Genomic DNA, 21,193 nt, shown 5'->3' with positions numbered 1-21,193 from the left:
GAAAGGAGTACGCCATGTCCACTACCGATGCTTCCCAGATCCACGACCTGCGTTCCGCGCTCGACTTTTTGCGTGAGATGCCGGGCCAGCTGCTCGAGACCGACACCCAGGTCGATCCCGATGCCGAGGTCTCGGGCGTCTACCGTCACGTCGGTGCTGGCGGCACCGTCATGCGCCCGACCAAAGAGGGTCCGGCGATGGTCTTCAACAACGTCAAGGGCTTTGACGACGCCAAGGTCTGCATCGGTATGCTTGCCAGCCGCAAGCGCGTTGCCGCCCTGCTCGACCTGGACGAGGAGCACCTGGGCCTCGAGATCGGCAAGCGCTTCGAGAACCTGATCGCCCCCGAGCAGATCGCCGAGGGCAAGCACGTCGACTGCCAGGAGGTCGTGTACAAGGCGACCGACGAGGGCTTTGACCTGCGCAAGATCGTTCCCGCTCCCACCAACACGCCCGTTGACGGCGGCCCCTACATCACCATGGGCCTCGCCTATGGCACGAGCCCCGATGGCACCCAGTCCGACGTAACCATCCACCGCTTCTCCTGCGTCGACAAGGACAAGCTCGCCATGTGGATCACCCCGGGCAGCCGTCACCTGGGTGCGTTCTTTGACGAGTACTGCCAGCGCGGCGAGGATATGCCCATCTCCATCTCCATCGGCCTGGACCCCGCCGTGTACATGTGCTGCGGCTTCGAGGCTCCCACCACGCCGCTCGGCTTCAACGAGCTGCAGATCGCCGGCGCCCTGCGCGGCCGCGCCGTCGAGCTTGCCGACTGCGTCACCGTTCCGCAGAAGTGCATTGCCAATGCCGAGTACGTGCTCGAGGGCTACCTCATGCACGACGAGACCATCAACGAGGATGTCAACGGCCACGGCTACGCCATGCCCGAGTTCCCCGGCTACACCGGTGGCGCCAAGGTCTGCCCGGTGATCAAGATCACCGCCGTCACCACGCGCGTCAACCCCATTATGGAGAGCTGCATCGGCCCTTCGCACGAGCACGTGTCCATGGCCGGTATCCCCACCGAGGCCTCCATCTACAAGATGGTCGAGACCGCTATCCCGGGCCGCCTGCTCAACGTTCACGCCGCTCCCTGCGGTGGCGGCAAGTTCGTTGCCATCATGCAGTTCAAGAAGTCGAGCAAAAATGACGAGGGCCGTCAGCGCAACGCCGCCATGCTCGCCTTCTCGGCGTTCTCCGAGCTCAAGCACGTCATCCTTGTCGACGAGGATGTCGACATCTTCGATATGAGCGACGTGATGTGGGCCATGACCACGCGCTTCCAGGCCGACGTGGACCTCATCACCATCCCCGGTTGCCACTGCCACGTGCTCGATCCGTCCAACGACCCCGCGTTCGATCCTTCGATCCGCGAGCACGGTATCGCCTGCAAGGCCATCTTCGACTGCACGGTTCCGTTTAACCTCAAGAAGAACTTCATCCGCTCGCAGTTCATGGAGATCGACAAGGACAAGTGGGCCGCCGAGCTCGCCTTCTAGTAAGTAGCCCTACCAAGTAGTTAAGGAGTTGTCATGCCTGAGTCTTCTGTTCGTCCCCGTCGCATTGTCGTTGGCGTGTCTGGCGCCAGCGGTGCGGCACTGGGCCTTGAATGCCTCAAATGCCTGCGCCAGGCCGGCGCTGAGTCGGCGCTTGTCGTCACGCGCGGGGGAGAGATCACCATCGAGCAGGAGCTCGGCATGACGCTCGACGAGTTTGCGTGCTATGCCGATGTGGTCTACGACAACAAGAACATTGGCGCTGCCATCGCAAGCGGCACCTATCCGGTCGACGGCATGATCGTGGCTCCCTGCTCCATGAAGACGCTCGCCGGCATCGCGAGCGGCTACAGCGAAAACCTGTTGCTGCGTGCGGCCGATGTGCAGATGAAAGAGCAGCGCCGCCTGGTGCTTATGGTGCGCGAGACGCCCTTCAGTGCGATCCATGTCGACAACATGGCACGCCTGGCGCGCGTGCCGGGTGTCATGCTCATGCCGCCCATGCTCACGTTTTACAACGGCCCCGCCACGCTCGATGAGGCGGTGCATCACATCGCCGCCAAGGCACTCGAGGCCGTCGGCGTGTCGTGCGCCAACTATAAGCGCTGGTCATAGGCATCTTTAGGGTAGGATACGAGTAGTGTTTGAGCCCGCTGCCCCTGTGGGCGGCGGGCTTTTCGTGTCAAAGGGTGTGTCGGGAGGACCTATGCAGACGGGTATGTATGCGATTAGCGAGATGGCGAGCTTGTTTAACGTTTCGCGCCAAACGCTCATCTACTACGACAAGATCGGTCTGTTTAAACCCGCCGTGGTTAACGAAAAAGGCTACCGTTTCTATTCGCCCACGCAGATCCCGCTCATGCGTCTGATCTGCATGCTGCGCGACTTGGGACTGGAACTCGATGAGATCGATCGCCTGACCTCGACGTTCGACATTGGAGAGATGACCGATCACCTGCGCTCGCGGGTGCAGGCGCTCGACGAGCAGATTGCCGGGCTCAAAGCCGAGCGCGCGAGCGTGCAGGAGCGGCTGAGTTTTTACGACGAGGCGGTCTATTGGCGCGAGCGCGAGGGCAAACCGGAGCTCAAGCAATTCGAGCGCCGCTACGTGGTCTTTGAGGAGTTCCCGAGCGATATCGAGCGTGGCCGCTCGATGCTGCACCCCACGCTCATGCGGGCGATTCTGCGCATGCGTGCGCTCACGGGCACACGCCCCATGCGCGGTTGGGGCGCCATGCTGCGTTGCGAGGCGCTGCATTCCGACGACCCCATCGCCGGTGCCGGTTCCTTTGCCGTGTTGCCGCGTGGTGCCGAGGAAATACTGCCGAGCGATCCTGCCGAGCTGGCGGAGATTGGCGTCGAGGTGCTGCCCGAGGGCACGTACCTGTGCATGAGTCGCTGGGGCATGCCGTACGAGCCCGAGGGTATCCGCGCCATCGTGGCCTGCATGGACAGGCACGCGCTCCAGCCCATCGGCAATGCTTTCGATTTTTGCTACCTGGACACCACGAGCTACGACGAGTCTCACCAAGAGGACTTCTGCTGTATCCAAATCCCCGTCGCCCTCAAATAACTTGCGGTGAAATAGTCCCTAAATAGCTCGAGTGGGCGTGCAAACAGGAACTATTCCACCGCAACTTCGATGCGACAAAGGAGCAGTCCCTTTATCGCATTCCGTGCGAGCTCCAGCGCCATCTGCGGGTATAAGGCTAACAAGTGTTTATTTGCGAGGCCTAAGGGGCGCCCCGTATGGATATCGATAACTTTGAATGGTGGTATAGCGAGGGCGAGGCTCCGGACGAGGAGTGGGACGAGCCCGCGTCGCGTGACGTGTCGAGCGACGAGGACGAGACCGGCAACGATGCCGCTGTCGAGCCTGATGCCGCCTCCGATGCCGCCGAGCCCCTGACCTTTGAGCAGGCTTGGGCCCAAGCCGAGGCCGATGAGGCTAAGGCCGATGCCACGGCCACACTCGGTGAGCCGGCGGACATGTCCATCTCGCCGGCAAAGATCCCGCAGCCGCGTCACACCATCGACCCCGACAGCACGGCATCCTTCAGCATTCTCGACGTGCCCGCGCAAGGCGCCCAGGCGCCTGCGCCCACACATCGCCCCGACTTGGCTCGTGAGGAAGACGCGGGCCGCCGTTCTCCGCTCGGCCCCATCCTCATCGCCTTCATGGCCGGCGTTATCGCCTGCTCGGCAATCGGTAGCGTTTGGAGCCATGTCGAGCAGCAGCGTCAAGACGCCGCCAAGGTCGAGATGTCTGTCGAGCAATCGCTCAGCCGCACGCGCTCGGTACATGTGTCGGTCGAGGTCAAGGACGGCGCGATGTGGGACACCGCGCGTGGCGACAGCCAAATGCTCATCCACATCGTGGGGCGTACGCTCAAAGGGCAGACGATTGACGAGTATCAATACGTCAATTCCGCTGGTGACGGCATCGAGCTCAAGCCCGGCGACTACGAGCTCACCGTCGACGAACCGCCCGTCGCCACCGACGGCACGCGCTTCCGCGCCTCAAAGCGCATGGTTCCCGTGAGCTTTAACTCGCAGGCGCCCGATACGGTCGATAGCACTCCGCAGGGCGGGTTTGACCTTTACGCTATTGCTCAATAACTGCGCCTGTCGCTCAACCCCGCCGCCAAGAGTGGGACAATAGCCCTCGACACTATTGTTTACTTTTGGAGGAAGTAGCATGTCTACCGTCACTACCATCAAGCGCGGCAGCCTCACCGCGGCCATCGATTCCATGGGCGCCCAGCTCACGAGCCTTGCCCTCAACGGCAACGAGTATCTGTGGCAGGGCGACCCCGCCTTTTGGGGCAAGCATGCGCCCATCCTGTTCCCCATTGTGGGCTCGCTGCGCAACAACACGGCGACGTCTGCGGCTGGCACCTGCGAGATGCCGCGCCACGGCCTCGCGCGCATCGTCGAGCACAAGCTGGTCGAGGTTTCGGAGGACGGCTCCTCGGTAACGTACGAGATCACCGACACGCTCGAGTCGCTCAAGGCCTTTCCGTTCCACTTTAAGCTCAACATGACCTATGCCCTGACTGGTGACGCCACACTTACCCAGACCTTTGCCGTCACCAATACCGGCGACGTGGACCTGCCGTTCTCGGTGGGCGGCCACCCCGCATTTAACGTACCTGCTCCCGGTGCCGAGGACGAGGCGTTCGAGGATTACGAGCTGGCATTTACCGAGGCTTGGACCAACGAGGCCCCCATCATCACGCCCGATGGCCTCATGACGTTCGAGGGTAGCTACAAGGCTCCCGATAACTCGGACGTGCTGCCCATCACGCACCGCAGCTTCGATAACGACGCCATCATGTTCACCGATACCCCGGGCTCCACGCTCACGCTGCGCGGCCGCAAGTCGGGCCACGGCGTCAAGATCGACTTTGAGGGCTTTAAGTACATCGGCGTGTGGTCTGCCGCCAACGACGCCCCGTTTGTGGCGCTCGAGCCTTGGACCGGTCACACCACCATGTCCACCGAGGACGACGTCTTTGAGCACAAGGTCAACACCATTACCTTGGCCCCCGGCGCTACCGATAAACGCAGCTTTAGCGTCACCTTGCTCTAGAGGTTCCGCCGCTCGGTCGATGCTGCGTGCCGTCCAGAGCGATAATTTGTCATTCAAAAGGCAAGGCATAGACCTTCTGGTCATGCCTTGTCTTTTTCATGCCACTTGTTCGCTCTGGACGTCGCTCGCCGGCATTGCCAAAACATCGACGTCCCCAATGACTACCATGTGTCTATTAATTTTTCGAGCTTGTGCTGCACTGCTGGTCGCTGGCGTATATCCTGTTAAGTCGTCAGCATACGATTCAACAGGGAAGGCAGATTATGCATTCTCCCCATCAGCGCGACGCGCATCCACAGCCGGTGTGCAGCCGTCGCATCTTCTTGGGTAGCGCTCTCGCTGCGAGCGCTTCCGTCGTCGCCGGCGCGCTCGCCGGCTGTCAGCGTCCGTCCACGCTCAAGGTGGTTCAGCCCACGACGGGCGGCGGTCGCGACGACCTGTCCGATTCCGTGATCGGCAAGGACAAGATCCGCATTGGCATGGAGGCGGCCTACGCCCCGTACAACTGGCAGGTTTCCGAAGCCAGTGAGTACACTATCCCCATCGACAACGTGCAGGGCGCCTATGCCGATGGCTACGACGTGCAGATCGCCAAGATCGTCTGCAAGGCCCTCGGTGGCGAGCCCGTTGCCGTCAAGCAGAGCTTCTCGGGCCTTATCGATTCGCTCAACAACGGCCAGATCGACCTCATCATCGCCGGCATGAGCGCCACGCCCGAGCGCGAGGAGTCGGTCGGCTTCTCCGACCCGTACTTTATTGGCTACTTTGGCCTGTTCGTAAAAGAGGGTTCCCCCTACCAAAACGCCACCAAGCTTAGCGACTTTAGCGGTGCCACGGTACTCGGCCAAAAGGACACCATGCTCGACACCGTCATCGACGAGATTCCGGGCGTTGTGCACAAGAACCCGGTCGACTCCGTCCCCACGGTGTTCTCGAATCTGCTGCAGGGCACGTGCGACGCCGTGACTTACAACACCGAGAACGAGAAGGGCTATATGGCCCAAAACCCGGGTATCGTCCCTATTCATTTTGCCGAGGGCGAGGGCTTTAAGCAGGAGGTCGCGGCAAACGTCGGCTGTCGCAAGGGCTCGGACAAACTGCTTAAACTCATCGACAAGACACTCAAGGGCATTAGCCAAGAGGAACGCGACCAAATGTGGGACGCGTGCCTCGACCGCCAGCCGGCATAGGGAGGCAGCATGAAAACCATCAATCGTCTGGCCTCCTTTATCAAGGCCGACCACCGTTATGTGTACCTGGGCACGAGTGTCATCGCGGCGCTTGGCCTGGCGTTTAGCCAGCGCAACCCCACGCCGCTGAGCTTCTTGGCGCCCACCGGTATCTTCCAGGATTGCCTTTGGGCAATCCTTTGGGCCTGGCTCGTCGTGTCGGCGGCGGCGCTCGTCACCAAACTCATGCACTGGAATGACTATCGCGAAACGTCGCCGTTCGCATCCGAGCGCTTCCGTCGTGGCGCACGCTTGGGCAGCTATGTCGTGGTTGCCATCGCGGCGATCTTCTTTATCGACCGCTGCGTCATGTCATTTATCGACCTGGTGCAGGTGAGCATTGTCTCGGACTCCAACCCCAGCGACTTTTTGTCGAGCCTGGTCTACATGACCTACAAGAGCGGCGACTTCTTCATTCGCGGCATCGAGATCACCATCGCACTTGCGACCTTCGGTACCGTCATCGCCTTTTTCCTGGCGCTGCTCTTTGTGTTCCTGCGTATTCAGACCTTCGATCGCGTGGACAACGACCTGGTGCGCTTCTTTAAGAGCATCGGCCGCGGCTTTGCGACTGTCTACTCCACCATCGTGCGCGGCACGCCCATGATGGTCCAGGGCCTGCTCATCTATTACGCGGGCTTCACCGTTTTGCGCGGCATGGGCTTCGAGACCGCCCAGGCCAACCAGATTTGGAGTACCTTCACCGCCGGTCTCGTCACCATCTCGCTCAACTCCACCGCCTACATGATGGAGGTCCTGCGCGGCGGTATCGAGTCCATCGATCCCGGCCAGGCCGAGGCGGCGCGCTCGCTGGGTCTGTCGCAGTGGCAGGCCATGCGCAAGGTCGTGTTCCCCCAGGGCATTAAAAACGCGATTCCGGCGCTCACCAACGAGCTCATCATCAACATCAAGGATTCGTCGGTGCTTTCGGTCATCGGCGTGTTCGACCTCATGTACGCCACCACCACCGTCGCCGGCGTGTACTACCGCCAGATGGAGGTCTACTGCGTGGCGCTCGTGGTCTACCTGATCCTGACGCTCGTGGCGAGCCGCCTGCTCGAAGCCTTTGGCAAAAAACTCGGCGCCGAGGCTCCGGCCACGCTGCCCAGCTCCAACTAGGCGCAAGACGAGGAGATTCATCATGGCAGATACCGTTACTACCGGCGCTGCGGCCGCGCAAACCAAAGAGCCGCTCATCCGCGTTGAGGGCCTGCGCAAGAGCTTCGGCTCGCTCGAGGTGCTCAAGGGCATCGACCTGTCCGTTAACCCCGGCGAGGTCGTCACCATTATCGGCGCCTCGGGCTCGGGCAAGTCGACCTTCCTGCGCTGTCTCAACCTGCTCGAGACCCCGGACGCGGGCCACATCTGGTTCCACGGCCAGGACCTTACGGCCGAGCGCTGCAATATCAATAAACTCCGCGAGGACATCGGCATGGTGTTCCAGGGCTTTAACCTGTTCAACAACATGGACGTGCTCGACAACTGCACGCTCGCGCCCGTCACGCTCAAAAAGATGAGCAAGGCCGAGGCCGAGAAGGTCGCGATGGAGCATCTGACCAGCGTGGGACTCGAAAAGTTCGCGCACGCCGCCGTGGGCCGTCTGTCCGGTGGTCAAAAACAGCGCGTGGCCATCGCTCGTGCCCTGTGCATGAATCCGCAGATCATGCTGTTCGACGAGCCGACCTCCGCGCTCGACCCCGAGATCGTGGGAGAGGTGCTCGAGGTCATGCGCAAGCTCGCGGCCGACGGCATGACCATGGTCGTCGTCACGCACGAGATGGCCTTTGCCCGAACCGTGTCCGACCGCGTGGTCTTTATGGACAAGGGCGTGGTGCTCGAGGACGCCGCGCCGGCCGAGCTCTTCGGCAACCCCAAACACCAGCGCACGCGCGAGTTCCTCTCTCGTTATCTGGAGGACAAATAACCGACCGCAAACGCTTATGTGGCAGGGCCGCTCCCGTGGGGCGGCCCTCGTCATCACAATCGAAAGGATGTCATGGCCGAGGTTTGGCGCTTCTTTGCGCATGAGGACGATTTTGCCGATATAGACGAGGCAGGCGCGTGCGAGCGCTTGGGCCGCGTTCTGTCGTTTCCGACCGTCTCGAGCATGGATGCCGAGGCGGTGGACTGGCAACCTTTCGACGACCTGCGCGCCTATATGCAGCAGGCCTGGCCGTACGTATTTGCGGCGGGCGAGGTCGAGCTTATCGACCATTCGCTATTGGTGACGCTTAGCGGTTCCGACCCTGACCTCAAGCCCATTATGCTCATGGGCCACATGGATGTGGTTCCCGTGGTGCCGGGTACCGAGGCCGACTGGACGCACGACCCCTTTAGCGGGCACGTGGACGACACCTACATCTGGGGCCGTGGAGCGATCGACATGAAGGACCAGGTCGCAGGCATTCTCGAGGCTGTCGAGTATGCGCTGGCGCACGGTTGGCAGCACGAGCGGACGCTGCTCCTGGCCTTTGGCCAGGACGAGGAGACGACGCAGTGCGGCGCAGGCGCCATCGGCCGTGCGCTCGAGGAGCGCGGTGTTGAGCTCGAGTTCCTGATCGACGAGGGCGACTACCGCATCGTTTCGGATGCCGAGTACAGCGCGGGCGAGGGTTGGCTCATGCACGCCGACCTGGCTGAGAAGGGCTATGCCGACATTGTGCTCAAGACAAAGAGCGTGGGCGGGCATTCCTCCAACCCCTACGGCGGCACGTCGCTCGAGGTGCTCAGCCGTGCCATCACCGCAATCTGCGATATCGAGTGGCCGACGCGCGTGACCGATTTGCTTGCCGCCCAGCTCGTCGAGCTGGGGCTCTACACGGCGGATGAAATTGCCGCCAACGGGGGCGCCATTGTCCGCGATTGCCTCGCCAGCAAGAAGCTCTATCCGCTGGTGACGACCACCTGCGCACCCACGCAGATCGAGGGTGGCAGCACCGGCGCCAACGTAATGCCGCAGGATATGTGGGCCAACATCAACTTCCGTATGCTCGAGGGCACGAGCGTGGCCGATGTCGTGGCCCGCTGCCGCGTCGCCGTTGCCGAGGCGGGGCTCGCCGACCGTGTCGAGGTCGAGCTCGGCCCCGGCAGCTCCGAACCCTCGCCGTCTCCGCGCATCGGCGGACCGGGACTCGAGGCGGTTCGCTCCATCGCCGCCCGCTATTTCCGTGATCCAAAGGGGACGGAGGAAAACGGATCATCCGAGCCGTTGGCGATTGTCCCCTCGACCGTGATCGGCGCGACCGACGCTGCCAACTACCAGCGCATTTGCTCCGAGTGCATTCGCTTCTCGGCCTTTGTGGTCGACGATGACGAGTGCGATCGCGGCGTCCACGGCACCAACGAGCGCATTACCCGCCGCGCCTACCTCCAGGGTGTCCGCTTCCTCGTCGCCCTGATCCATACGCTTTAGAATCCGACAAAGGGACTGTCCCTTTGTCGGATTCCGTGCGGGTTATATGCAGGTTTGCCTGCGCACGCTATCATATATGGGTTAGACCGCAACTATGTACCCCATACGCGAAGGGATGCGCATGTATCTGAAGATCGACATGCTCTAGCTGGACTTACCCCCGCAGCGGCGCCCCGCGCCCCATCAATTCTGCCGATTTTCGCCTTCACGCATATAAAGGAGTCCGTCATGCGCGACAAGCTCGAAAAGATCATCAAGGCCTACGAGGAGCTCGAGAAGAAGCTTTCCGACCCGGCCGTCGCCTCCGATATCAAGGAGTTCACGCGTCTCAACAAGGAGTACGCGCACCAGTCCGACCTCATTGCCGCCTCGCGCGAGTACATCGGCGCGCTCGATGACATCGAGGCTGCCAAGGAAATGCTGCACGATACCACCGATGCCGATGAGAAGGAGATGCTCCAGATGGACATCTCCGAAAACGAGGCCAAGCTTCCCCAGCTCGAGGAAGACATCAAGTACATGCTCATCCCGAGCGACCCCAACGACGACAAGAACACCATCGTCGAGATCCGCTCCGCCGCCGGTGGCGACGAGGCGGCCATCTTCGCCGGCGATCTGTACAAGATGTACCAGCGCTTTTGCGAGTCGCGCGGCTGGAAGACTACCGTGCTCGATTCCAGCCCCAGCGAGGCCGGTGGCTTTAAGTCCATCGAGTTCAAGGTCGAGGGCGACCGCGTCTACTCCGTCATGAAGTTCGAGTCCGGCGTGCACCGCGTCCAGCGCGTTCCCAAGACTGAGTCCCAGGGCCGCATTCAGACCTCCACGGCTACCGTCGCCGTACTTCCCGAGGCCGAGGAGATCGACGTCCAGATCAACCAGTCCGACCTGCGCATCGACACCTACTGCGCCTCCGGCCCTGGCGGTCAGTGCGTTAACACCACCTACTCCGCCGTGCGCATCACCCACCTGCCCACCAACACCGTGGTGCAGTCGCAGGAGCAGCGTTCCCAGATCCAGAACCGCGAGGTCTGCATGCAGATGCTGCGCGCCCGTCTGTACGAGATGGAACTCGAGAAGCAGCAGGCCGAGCTCGGTGCCGAGCGCCAGAGCCAGATTGGCCACGGCAACCGTTCCGAGAAGATCCGTACTTACAACCAGCCCCAGGACCGCGTGACCGATCACCGTATCGGCTTCAACTCCACCTACAACGGCGTCCTTCTGGGCGATCAGCTCGGCACCGTCATCGAGGCACTTGCCGCCGCCGAGCGAGCCGAGAAGCTGGCACAAGCAGTTTAGGTTACGCGGTTTTACCAAACCGCGTAACGGCTCGACGCTGCGCGCCGCCCAGAGCGACAATTTGTCATTCAAAAGGCGAGGCATGACCAGAAGGTCTATGCCTCGCCTTTTTCATGCCAACTTGTTCGCTCTGGACGTCGCTCGCTGTCCGTCCTCTACCTGCGGCGTTCTCTTGGGTAGTCATTGGGGACGTTCTTAAATGACTAGGTTGAGTAAATTGCTATTCGAGTTTATTTAATCTGCTTTGTTAGAAATTAAGCAATTTAACTGCTTAAAGCAATCAACGGCGTTTATCTGCTATCGATAATAATGCTCAAAAAATCGTCCGAGAAGTCGCAGTGCATTTTTTGATGCGTCGCACGTCAAGTGATTTGGCAAGTTCTTGGTTAGATATTGGTCAGTTTTGGGTCAACCTTGCCAAAAGCTTGACGGATGCAGATTTAGACGTCGGCGAATGAACGCTTCGATTGCAATCCAAGCAAAAATCTGGGCTGATTCTCGATAATCGCCTTCAATCGCCCCTTGCCAAGCGCTGGCCTCGCGTACAATCTGCTCCGACATTCGCGCGCCATCCGGCGCTTAAGAGGGGAGGGCCCCATGGCAAACGAGATTTGGACCATCAAGCGTTGTCTCGAGTGGACCAAGGAGTACCTGGCCGAGCGCGGCGAGGAGCACCCCCGTCTTTCTGCCGAGTGGCTGCTCTGCGCTGCCACGGGTTTGGCACGCATCGACTTATATATGCGCATGGACGAGACGCTTAACGCGGCTCAGCTCGAGACCATGCACGCGGCCGTTGTTCGTCGCGCTAAAGGTGAACCGCTGCAGTACATCACCGGCAGCACGCAGTTTCGCATGATCGACGTCACGTGCGCCCCCGGCGTGCTCATTCCGCGTCCCGAGACCGAGATGCTCGTCGAGGAAGTCCTCAATTATCTGGATGCCGAGGTGCTGAGCCCCGAGGCTGCTGCCCGTCAGCGTGTTGAGCTGCCTTGGAACGATGAGGTCGAGCAGGCTCGCAAGGCTGAGGCCGCGCTGGCAGACGAACGCGCGACCGCCGAGCGCCGTGCCGCCAACCTGACGGCCGCCGATGAGGCTGCGCTGGGTAGCGACGTGCTCGGCAGCCGTGCCTATGCCGAGGAGCTGGCCGACCGCGAGGCCGAGGAAGCCGCCGCGCAGGCAGCAGAAGCCGAAGTCGCGGAAGCCGCCGAGTCCGAGCTCGACGAATACGGCATCGCCATCGAGGGTGCCGACCAGGAGACGGCTTCAGCTCAGGATGCCGCTTCGCCTGCCCCAGCCGAGCCCCGCATCGCCCGCGTTCTCGAGGTCGGCTGCGGCACGGGCTGCATCTCGCTCTCCCTTGCCTGGGAGCGCCGCGGCCACGTTACCTGCACCGCCACCGATATCGAGCCGCGCGCTATCGATCTGGCCACCAAAAACCGCGACGCGCTCGGTCTCACATCCGATGAGGTCGCCTTTAGCCTCACCAACCTGGTGAGTTCCATTCCCCGCGAAGAGTGGGGCACCTTTGATGTGCTTGTCTCCAATCCGCCCTACATTCCGACCGACGTCATGCGCTCACTGCCGCACGAGGTCAAGGACTTTGAGCCCGACCTGGCGCTCGAGGGCGGCGCCGACGGCCTCGATATCTTCCGCCGCCTGCTCAATGCGGCGCCTTACATGCTGCGTGTCGGCGGCCTGTTTGCCTGTGAGCTCTACGAGGGTGCCCTCGATGCCGCGGCCGAGCTCTGTCGCCAGGCAGGCCTTTCGGACGTGCGTATCGTCCATGACCTCACCGATCGCCCCCGCATCGTCCGAGCCATCGTCACCGAGCCCAAACAGCGCCAGTAATATTTATTAACTGGTTAGCAAAAATTATAAAGTAGTTTATAATTAGGACGGCTGAAAGAGGTCGGCCCATGCAACCTCCTACCTTTCGGGAAATCATTGCCCTACTCAAGCACGATGGATTCGTGAAGGTCGCGCAGGTCGGTAGTCATGCTAAGTATGTTTCTGGTGACCGTGTTGTCACCGTGAACGGCTCTGGTGGTGATCGACCAAAGAAGGGCACGTGGGCAAGTATTCGTCGCCAAGCTGGATGGTAGTTGGAGGCAAAATGAGGCAGCGATTTACCTATGACTGCGTTCTCATAAAAGAAGACGACGGTTACTGCGCCAGTTTCCCGCAGATTCCCGGCGCCTTTGCCGATGGCGATACGCGCGAAGAAGCGATTGCCCATGCCACCGAGGCACTGATGGCGTTTTTGGCCGACGACCTCAACAACGGTTTGACTCCGGCAGGGTACGAACGCTCGGCCGAGGTCGTGGCCCTTTCAGTCGAAATCGACCACGAGGACGCTCGGGAAGCGGCGTGCCGAACATTTAAAGACGCAGCGCTGGACCTCAAAGTCTCCGCTCCGCGGATTACCGCGCTGGTCAAAGCCGGAAAGCTCGATGTTGAACTTGTCGACGGCCGTCGGATGATAACGATAGACAGCATCGAGCGCTACGCCGCCCAAGAACGTCACGCCGGCAGGCCAAAGCAGTTCGTCGCAGTCCAATAACCCCCTCACTTTCACCGACTACTAGAGCCGCTCACCAAACCAACATGCGCTCTGGGCAAATAGATTGAACGTTTCGTGCGAGAATGCCCCACAGTAAACAAACTTGCACCAGGGCGTAAGGGGCTGGCATACACATGCAGACGGTCTATCGGGTATACGAGGGAGCGCGCGAGCCGCATCGGCTTGCAGTCGAGCGCACGGCCGAGCTACTCGGTCGCGGTGGCCTGGCGCTTATTCCAACCGAGACGGTCTACGGTGTCGCCGTGGCAGTCAACGCCTTCTCGGATGCCGTTCCACAAGATACAAGTGAACCTCTGCCGTGGCCGCGCGATCCGCAGGCCACCGTCAACGGCGCCGCGGTCCCCGCACTCGGTACCGGCTATCGTCGTATCTTTACCCTCAAGCAGCGCGAGCTCACCCAAACGGTTGCCTGGCTGGTCGATGATGCCGAGGCGCTCGACCGCTATGGCGTGGATATCCCTCATGAGGCCCGCATGCTCGCCCGACGATGCTGGCCGGGTGCCCTGACTATCGTGGTTAAGGCTGCCCCCTGCGTGCCGACCTTTATGCGTGCCGCCGACGACACGGTGGCACTTCGCGCTTCGGCCTCGCCCGTGGTGCAAGCGCTCATCCGCGCCTGCGGCAGCCCTCTTGCCTGCACCAGCGCCAACACGCATGGAGCGCCCGCGCCGGCAAGTTTTGCCACGGTGGAGGAGCGCATCCTGGAGGGGGTCGATGTGGCCGTCGACGCCGGTGAGACCCCGTGTCGCGATGCCTCAACCATCGTGTCGTTTCAGCACGGCGAGCTCCAGATCCTGCGCCAAGGCGCGCTTCCCGCATCAGAGATCGAACGGGTCCTGTCCGACCCGATGCAATAGAAAGGTTTAAGCGATGTCGTTGAATCTAGGTAGCCTGGGTATGGAAGACGCCCCGTTTAGCTTTGGCGGTTCCTACATCATGGCGCTCGACTGCGGCACTACCTCGGTACTCGCGACCATCGTCGACGAGTACGGCTGCATCGTCGCCCAGGCGCGTCGTAGCGTCAAAACCAGCTTCCCGCGCCCCGGCTGGGTGGAGCAGGATCCCACGGAGGTGCTTGCCAGCCAGATCGGCGTGATGATGGAGGTTCAGTTTAAGAGCGGCATCCATTCTGACCGCATTGCCGCCATCGGTATCTCCAACCAGCGCGAGACCACGGTGGTGTGGGACCGCATAAGCGGCCAACCCATCTATAACGCCATCGTGTGGCAATGCCGTCGCACCGCACCTCTGATCGACGAGCTGGTCGAGCAGGGCGCAGAAGAGCTGGTGCGCTCCCGCACAGGACTCACGCTCGATCCGTATTTTTCGGCTTCCAAGGTGCAGTGGATCCTCGACAACGTCGACGGTGCGCGTGAGAGCGCGGCGGCGGGCGACCTCATGTTCGGCACCATCGACACCTGGCTCATCTACAACCTCACCGGCAGTCAGGTCTTTGCCACCGACTACACCAATGCCAGCCGCACGGCACTCTTTAATATCCATACGCTCGATTGGGACGACGACCTGCTGGCGCTCTTTGACGTTCCACGTTCCATGATGCCCGAGGTTCGTTGGAGCTCGGGCGACTACGGCCGCGTCGCGAGCGACATCATGACCAACATGCCGCCCATCATGGGCGTGGCGGGCGACCAGCAGGCGTCGCTGTTCGGCCACTGCTGCTTCCATCCCGGCCAGACCAAAAACACCTATGGCACGGGTTGCTTTATGCTCATGAACACCGGCGACGAGGTCGTCGAATCCAAGAACGGTCTGGTCTCCACGATCGGTATCGCCGCGGACGGCAAGATCAGCTATGCACTCGAGGGCTCCATCTTTGCTGCCGGTTCCACCATGAACTGGCTGCGCAACAACATGGGCATCATCTCGAGTGTGAGCGAGTCCGCGCAACTCGCCGCTTCGATCAACGACAATGAGGGCTGCTACTTCGTTCCCGCCTTTGCGGGTCTGGGCGCTCCCTGGTGGGACCCGCATGCTCGCGGTATCGTGTGCGGCCTGACCGGCGCCTCGAGTCGCGCGACCATTGTGCGTGCGGCCTGCGAGTCCATGGCCTACCAGAGTTATGACGTGCTACGCGCCATGGAGCAGGACGTGGGACTTTCGATTGAGCGCCTGTCCGTCGATGGCGGTGCCTCGCGCAACGAGTTCATCATGCAATTCCAGGCCGATCTGCTGGATATCCCCGTGCTGCAGTGCGAGACGGTGGAGACCACGGCGATCGGTGCCGCGTACTTGGCGGGCCTTGCCGTCGGCTATTGGGAGGACCTGGAGGAGCTGGAGCAAAACGCTCAGATCGTTAAGACCTTCCTTCCCCATATGTCCGCCGAGCGCCGTGAGAGCAATCTCGCTGGTTGGCGTGATGCCGTCAAGCGTTCGCTCAACACCGCTCAGTAGGGTTGCGACGAGCTGCTCGATACAACAAACCGTTAAACTTATGCACGGCGCGCGGCAACAACATCGCCATGCGCCTTGTCAGCAAGGCCATCTTCCGGCCGCAACGAAAGGGGCAATCAACCCATGACCGTCACCTACGATACGTCCCGTGTGACGCTTGTCGATCACCCGCTCGTCCAGCACAAGCTGTCGATTCTGCGCGACAAAAACACCGGCACCAACCAGTTCCGCCAGCTCGTGCGCGAACTCGCACTTTTTGACGGCTACGAGGCCATGCGCGACCTGCCCATGGAAGACGTCGAAGTCGAGACCCCCATCACTACTGCCACGTTCAAACAGCTCGCCGGCAAGAAACTCGCCATCGTGCCCATCCTGCGTGCGGGCCTTGGCATGGTCGACGGCATCCTCGACCTGGTGCCCTCCGCTCGCGTGGGCCACATCGGCATGGAGCGCGACGAGGTCACCCACGAGCCGCACGAGTATTACTGCAAGATGCCCAAGGATATCGACCAGCGCATCTGCCTGGTCGTCGACCCCATGCTCGCCACGGGCGGTTCGGCCGAGATGGCCATCAGCTACCTGCGCGAGCGCGGTGTCAAGGACATCCGCATGCTGTGCATCGTCGCCGCGCCTGAGGGCCTCAAGTCACTGACCGAAAAGGACCCCGACGTACATATTTATACGTGCGCCATCGACGACCATCTCAACGAGGCCGCCTACATCGTTCCCGGCCTGGGCGACGCCGGCGACCGCATCTACGGCACGCTGTAATCTCTGGGCCATACCGGCTAACGTCGAAAATACGAAGAAATGGTGCGCGCGGGCGAGCAAAAGACGTCCACGCGCGCTCTTGTTAACGGACGTTTTGCGCTGAGGGGTTCGAGAAAAACGTATTAGCGTACCTGCGGCATAAAGAAGGTCTTAAGAAAACGAACAGGTGCGTATTAACCGATGCTTTTTCGGTTGTACTTTAGCGATTGGCTCGTACAATAGTCACCAATGTTTGGCGGGAACTGTCCTGTGAGGCGTTAAAAAGGAAAGTGAGGACGCCAGTGTTTCAGATAGCCGATCTGCTCGCTATCGTTGCAGGCGCCATCGCGGGCGCAATTGCCTTCCTTCCCTTTGTCTTTACGCTCAAGCCGGTTCTTGACGATAAACAGAATGCGGACATGCTCAAGGGTATGGTGAGTCTCGCGGTCTCGGCAGTCGCCCTGCTCGTCTTTACCTTGGTTGTGTTTGTGTTGTTCGGAGAGGCATTTCGCATGTTCCTCCTGGGCGAGGCGATCGGCTTCGTGGCCTTTATGGCCGCCTGCGCGGTTCGCGTCGCCAAGGCGCTGCGAGATCCTCATGAGGTCGAAAGGTAAGTCGTGGAAATTTTTGAAAAGCTGCCTGATGAGATTAATCATCTGGTCAGCGAGTTCAGCTCCACCCCTGTCGTGGGCGATCTGAGCTGCGGCATCACGCAGTACTCGTTTTGGCTGATCGTCTCCACGATCGTGCTCCTGATCGTCCTGGCCGTGTTCAAGAAGAAGCAGACTTTGGTTCCCAAGGGCTTCTTCGTCAACGGTTTCGAGTACATCATCGAGTACGTCGAGAACGACATCGGCAAGGGCGTCGTGGGTGAGAACTGGAAGAAGCACTTCCCGTTCCTGTGCTCGCTTTTCCTGTTCATCCTGATCAACAACATGATCGGCCTGATCCCGGGAATGAAGCCCGGCACCGGCGCAATCGGCTCCACTGCCGCGCTCGCCATCTTCGCCTTCGTGTACTTCATCTACTACGGATGCAAGGCTCACGGCGTGATCGGCTACATCAAGAGCCTCGCCCCGCAGGGCGTGAGCTTCCCGATGAACGTGCTCGTGTGGGTCGTTGAGCTTTTCTCGACCTTCCTGCGCCTCATCACGCTCGCCGTCCGTCTGTTCTGCAACATGTTCGCAGGACACGTGGTCATGGGCTCGTTCGCCATCATGGCGAGCATGTTCATGCAGCCGCTGCTTCAGCAAGTTTCCGCGGCCCACGCCGTCGGCGCCCTGCCTTCGCTGGCCTGGCTTGCCATTCTCATCCTGATCTATGCGATCGAGCTTGTGGTCGGCGCCATCCAGGCTTACGTCTTCACGGTCCTTACCGCCGTGTATGTCTCCGAGGCAGAGGAGGTCGCGGAGGAGGAGTAGTCTTCCGTTCGCGCCTTAAAGGTAAGGCAATTCGTTAAACCGCCGGTGCCCGTACCCATGGAGCCCGGCAGTTATAAAAAGGTTATCCTGCGTGAAATAAGACACGCACGACAAAGGAGGAATCGTGGGAGTTATCGGTTACGGTCTCGGTGTTATCGGCGCTGGTCTTGCTATCGGCCTGTCTGCTCTGGGTGCTACGGGTGCTATGGCCCGTCAGCCTGAGGTCCAGGGCCGCGTGTTCACCGTCTTCATCATGGGCTCCGCCTTCGGCGAGGCTCTGGCTCTGATCGGCTTCGTTGTCGCGCTGATCGTTAAATAGCACGGAGCGTCAAGTATGAATCTTTCATCCCAGAAGAGCGCGATCGCACTCTCCGCGTCCGCGGCCGCGCTGCTCATGCCGGTTTCCGCGTTCGCCGAGGACGGCGCCGCCGGTGCGGACATCCTCATCCCTAAGATGGCGGAGTTCATCCCGGCGCTTATTGCCTTCCTGATCATCTGGATCGTGCTGGCCAAGGTTGCCCTGCCGGGCATCATGAAAACCATGGAGGAGCGCGGCAAGAAGATCGAGGAGAGCCTCGACGAGGCCGAGAAGACCAAGCAGGAGGCTATCGCCAAGCGCGCTGAGTCCGACTCGATCGTCACCGACGCCCGTCGTCAGGCTGCCGACATCGTTCTCGAGGCCCGTAAGGACGCCGAGTCCGAGCGCGCCCGTATCATCGAGGCTGCTCACAAGGAGGCTGAGGAGATCATCGCCAAGGCCCATACGACCGTCGAGGACGAGCGCAAGTCCATCTACGCCGGTGCCGCGAGCTCCATCGCCGACCTGTCCGTTGCCGTCGCCACCAAGATCGTGGGCGAGGCACTCGAGGACGATGCCGAGCAGAAGAAGCTCATCGAGCGCTACATCCAGGAAGCAGGTAGCCTGAATGCCGACTAGCCGCTATCAGGACAAGGTACTCGAGACCTACGCGCGCTCCCTTCTGGAAGCCGCTAAGGCCGAGAACCATGTGTTCGAGGACCTCGAGATGATCGAGCGCTTGGCTTCTGCCAGCCCCGAGATCATCGCCGTGCTCGACACCATGTCCAAGCGCGACCAGCTCGACCTTCTTCCCAAGGTGGCAGCTGCCTTTAAGTATGTTGCCGAGGAAGACGAGGATGTAGTGGGCGTGACCGTCACCACGGCGATCCCGCTCGACGACGAGCTGCGTCAAACCATCACTAAGAAATGCGAGCAGGACTTCGGCCGCAAGGTATTCCTTATCGAGCAGGTCGACCCGTCTATCGTGGGCGGCCTGGTGCTCGAGGCCCGCGGCGAGCGTCGTGACATTTCCGTCAAGACGCAGCTGCGCATCGCGCAGGAGACCCTCGCAAACTCTGCTAATTCGTACGGAGGTGAAGCCTAATGTCCGAAACCCTCAATGCCCAGGATATCGCCAAGAAACTGCAGGAGCAGCTCACGAGCCTCTCCGCGACGGTCGATACGCATGAGGTTTCAACGGTCGACGAGGTAGGCGACGGCATCGCGCGCGTCTCCGGCCTCAAGAGCGCCATGGCAGGCGAGCTTCTGGAGTTCAAGAGCTCCGATACCGGTGAGACCGTCTTCGGCCTTGCCCAGAACCTTGACCGTGACGAGGTCGGCGCCGTTCTGTTCGGTGCCGTCGACTCCATCAAGGAAGGCGACGAGTGCCGCACCACTGGCCGCGTTATGGATATCCCCGTGAGCCGTGCCATGCTCGGCCGCGTCGTCAATCCGCTCGGCCAGCCCATCGACGGCCTGGGCGACATCGTCGCTACGCACCGTCGCCCCATCGAGTTCAAGGCTCCCGGCGTCATCGATCGTACCCCGGTGTGCGAGCCGGTTCAGACCGGTCTGCTCGCTATCGACTCCATGGTGCCTATTGGCCGCGGTCAGCGTGAGCTCATCATCGGTGACCGTAAGACCGGTAAGACCGCCATCGCCATCGACGCTATCCTCAACCAGCGCGGCAAGGGCATGGTCTGCATCTATGTCGCCATCGGCCAGAAGGCCTCCACGGTTGCCAACATCCGCGAGACCCTCGCTCAGCACGGTGCGCTCGACTACACCATCATCGTTTCGGCCACCGCTGCCGATTCCGCCCCTATGCAGTACATCGCGCCTATGGCCGGTGCCGCTATCGGCGAGTTCTTTATGTACAACGGCGAGGACGGCAAGCCCGCCAGCGAGACCAACCCCGGCGGCCACGTGCTCGTCATCTACGATGACCTGTCCAAGCAGGCTGTGGCCTACCGTCAGATGTCGCTGACGCTGCATCGTCCGCCCGGACGCGAGGCCTATCCTGGCGACATCTTCTACCTGCACTCTCGTCTGCTCGAGCGTGCCGTCAAGATGTCCAAGAAGAACGGTTACGGCTCCATGACGGCACTGCCGATCATCGAGACCCAGGACGGCGACGTCTCGGCCTACATTCCGACCAACGTCATTTCCATTACCGATGGTCAGATCTACCTGCAGTCCGAGCTCTTCTTCCAGGGTCAGCGCCCGGCAGTCGACGTGGGTATCTCCGTGTCCCGCGTCGGTGGCGATGCGCAGACCAAGGCCATGAAGCAGGTCGCCGGCAACCTCCGTCTGGACCTCGCTTCCTATCAGGAGCTCGCTGGCTTTACGCAGTTCGGCTCCGATCTCGACGAGGCTACTCAGAAGCAGCTGACCCACGGTGCTCGCATGACCGAGCTCCTGAAGCAGCCGCGTTACAAGCCGTTTGAGGTTGGCGAGCAGATCGTTACGCTGTTCGCTGGCAACGAGGGCTTCCTGGATGACCTGGAGATCGCCGACGTGCTGCCTTTCCGTGCCGAGCTCATCGAGTACATGGACAATGGCTTTGGTTCGCTGCTCGACAAGGTTCGCGCCAAGAAGATCGATGATGACACCAAGGCTGAGCTCTTGCGCGTCATCGGCGACTTCAAGCAGCAGTTCATGGCCAAGCACCATTCGGATGTTTCTGGATCAGAGGAGAACTAA

Annotated in this window: 22 protein-coding genes; all 22 read left to right on the top strand. The window is 61.0% G+C overall.

Annotation, left to right across the window (positions count from 1 at the left end):
• Positions 1-14 precede the first annotated feature (14 nt).
• The 22 genes from LCQ44_RS02710 (at position 15) to atpA (ending at position 21,193) form a co-directional block, all read left to right on the top strand.
• The gene (locus LCQ44_RS02710; RefSeq protein WP_195445310.1) at positions 15-1,502 is read left to right on the top strand and encodes a UbiD family decarboxylase; all 1,488 of its coding nucleotides are present in this window, start codon (positions 15-17) and stop codon (positions 1,500-1,502) included.
• Between the two features lie 33 nt (positions 1,503-1,535).
• Positions 1,536-2,114, top strand: a complete 579-nt coding sequence (locus LCQ44_RS02705; RefSeq protein ID WP_055286312.1) for a UbiX family flavin prenyltransferase — start codon at positions 1,536-1,538, stop codon at positions 2,112-2,114.
• A gap of 91 nt (positions 2,115-2,205) precedes the next feature.
• Complete coding sequence (locus tag LCQ44_RS02700) at positions 2,206-3,072, top strand: MerR family transcriptional regulator (protein WP_195445308.1); 867 nt, start codon at positions 2,206-2,208, stop codon at positions 3,070-3,072.
• Positions 3,073-3,248: 176 nt separating this feature from the next.
• Complete coding sequence (locus tag LCQ44_RS02695) at positions 3,249-4,118, top strand: hypothetical protein (protein WP_195919330.1); 870 nt, start codon at positions 3,249-3,251, stop codon at positions 4,116-4,118.
• A 79-nt stretch (positions 4,119-4,197) separates the two neighbouring features.
• Positions 4,198-5,091: an aldose 1-epimerase family protein gene (locus LCQ44_RS02690; protein WP_225094002.1), complete on the top strand. Its 894-nt coding sequence runs from the start codon at positions 4,198-4,200 to the stop codon at positions 5,089-5,091.
• Positions 5,092-5,354: 263 nt separating this feature from the next.
• Complete coding sequence (locus LCQ44_RS02685; RefSeq protein ID WP_225094001.1) at positions 5,355-6,281, top strand: transporter substrate-binding domain-containing protein; 927 nt, start codon at positions 5,355-5,357, stop codon at positions 6,279-6,281.
• A 9-nt stretch (positions 6,282-6,290) separates the two neighbouring features.
• Positions 6,291-7,439 (top strand): amino acid ABC transporter permease, encoded by a 1,149-nt coding sequence (locus LCQ44_RS02680; RefSeq protein WP_225094000.1) that lies wholly within the window; start codon positions 6,291-6,293, stop codon positions 7,437-7,439.
• A 22-nt stretch (positions 7,440-7,461) separates the two neighbouring features.
• On the top strand, positions 7,462-8,244 hold the full coding sequence (locus tag LCQ44_RS02675) for an amino acid ABC transporter ATP-binding protein (RefSeq protein WP_225093999.1): 783 nt from the start codon (positions 7,462-7,464) through the stop codon (positions 8,242-8,244).
• A 72-nt stretch (positions 8,245-8,316) separates the two neighbouring features.
• Positions 8,317-9,732 carry a M20/M25/M40 family metallo-hydrolase gene (locus LCQ44_RS02670; protein WP_225093998.1) on the top strand — a complete coding sequence of 472 codons (1,416 nt, stop codon included), beginning with the start codon at positions 8,317-8,319 and terminating at the stop codon, positions 9,730-9,732.
• Between the two features lie 228 nt (positions 9,733-9,960).
• Positions 9,961-11,028 (top strand): peptide chain release factor 1, encoded by a 1,068-nt coding sequence (gene prfA, locus LCQ44_RS02665; protein WP_055252487.1) that lies wholly within the window; start codon positions 9,961-9,963, stop codon positions 11,026-11,028.
• Between the two features lie 597 nt (positions 11,029-11,625).
• Positions 11,626-12,876 carry a N5-glutamine methyltransferase family protein gene (locus LCQ44_RS02660; RefSeq protein ID WP_225093997.1) on the top strand — a complete coding sequence of 417 codons (1,251 nt, stop codon included), beginning with the start codon at positions 11,626-11,628 and terminating at the stop codon, positions 12,874-12,876.
• Between the two features lie 68 nt (positions 12,877-12,944).
• Entirely contained in the window at positions 12,945-13,130 is a 186-nt protein-coding gene (locus LCQ44_RS10080; RefSeq protein ID WP_089573106.1) for a type II toxin-antitoxin system HicA family toxin, read from the top strand.
• Positions 13,097-13,588 (top strand): type II toxin-antitoxin system HicB family antitoxin, encoded by a 492-nt coding sequence (locus LCQ44_RS02650; protein ID WP_225093996.1) that lies wholly within the window; start codon positions 13,097-13,099, stop codon positions 13,586-13,588. Before LCQ44_RS10080 ends, LCQ44_RS02650 begins: the two co-directional genes overlap by 34 nt.
• Positions 13,589-13,722: 134 nt before the next feature.
• A complete protein-coding gene (locus tag LCQ44_RS02645; RefSeq protein ID WP_225093995.1) occupies positions 13,723-14,466 on the top strand; it encodes an L-threonylcarbamoyladenylate synthase in 744 nt (247 codons plus the stop codon).
• A 13-nt stretch (positions 14,467-14,479) separates the two neighbouring features.
• Positions 14,480-16,021: a glycerol kinase GlpK gene (gene glpK / locus LCQ44_RS02640; RefSeq protein WP_225093994.1), complete on the top strand. Its 1,542-nt coding sequence runs from the start codon at positions 14,480-14,482 to the stop codon at positions 16,019-16,021.
• A gap of 123 nt (positions 16,022-16,144) precedes the next feature.
• On the top strand, positions 16,145-16,792 hold the full coding sequence (gene upp / locus LCQ44_RS02635) for a uracil phosphoribosyltransferase (RefSeq protein ID WP_117746943.1): 648 nt from the start codon (positions 16,145-16,147) through the stop codon (positions 16,790-16,792).
• 281 nt (positions 16,793-17,073) lie between these two features.
• Complete coding sequence (locus LCQ44_RS02630) at positions 17,074-17,385, top strand: hypothetical protein (RefSeq protein WP_225093993.1); 312 nt, start codon at positions 17,074-17,076, stop codon at positions 17,383-17,385.
• A gap of 3 nt (positions 17,386-17,388) precedes the next feature.
• On the top strand, positions 17,389-18,192 hold the full coding sequence (atpB, locus tag LCQ44_RS02625; RefSeq protein WP_022094263.1) for a F0F1 ATP synthase subunit A: 804 nt from the start codon (positions 17,389-17,391) through the stop codon (positions 18,190-18,192).
• A 124-nt stretch (positions 18,193-18,316) separates the two neighbouring features.
• Positions 18,317-18,511: an ATP synthase subunit c family protein gene (locus LCQ44_RS02620; protein WP_022094262.1), complete on the top strand. Its 195-nt coding sequence runs from the start codon at positions 18,317-18,319 to the stop codon at positions 18,509-18,511.
• 15 nt (positions 18,512-18,526) lie between these two features.
• Positions 18,527-19,129, top strand: coding sequence for a F0F1 ATP synthase subunit B (atpF, locus tag LCQ44_RS02615; protein WP_006235712.1), 603 nt, complete (start codon positions 18,527-18,529; stop codon positions 19,127-19,129).
• Positions 19,119-19,595 (top strand): F0F1 ATP synthase subunit delta, encoded by a 477-nt coding sequence (locus LCQ44_RS02610; RefSeq protein WP_006235713.1) that lies wholly within the window; start codon positions 19,119-19,121, stop codon positions 19,593-19,595. Before atpF ends, LCQ44_RS02610 begins: the two co-directional genes overlap by 11 nt.
• On the top strand, positions 19,595-21,193 hold the full coding sequence (gene atpA, locus LCQ44_RS02605; RefSeq protein WP_006235714.1) for a F0F1 ATP synthase subunit alpha: 1,599 nt from the start codon (positions 19,595-19,597) through the stop codon (positions 21,191-21,193). The genes LCQ44_RS02610 and atpA overlap by 1 nt, the downstream gene beginning before the upstream one ends.

It is taken from the genome of Collinsella aerofaciens (assembly GCF_020181355.1).
Lineage (GTDB): Bacteria > Actinomycetota > Coriobacteriia > Coriobacteriales > Coriobacteriaceae > Collinsella.
The sequence above is the reverse complement of the archived record's forward strand: the minus strand, read 5'-3'. Positions and strand labels throughout refer to the sequence as shown.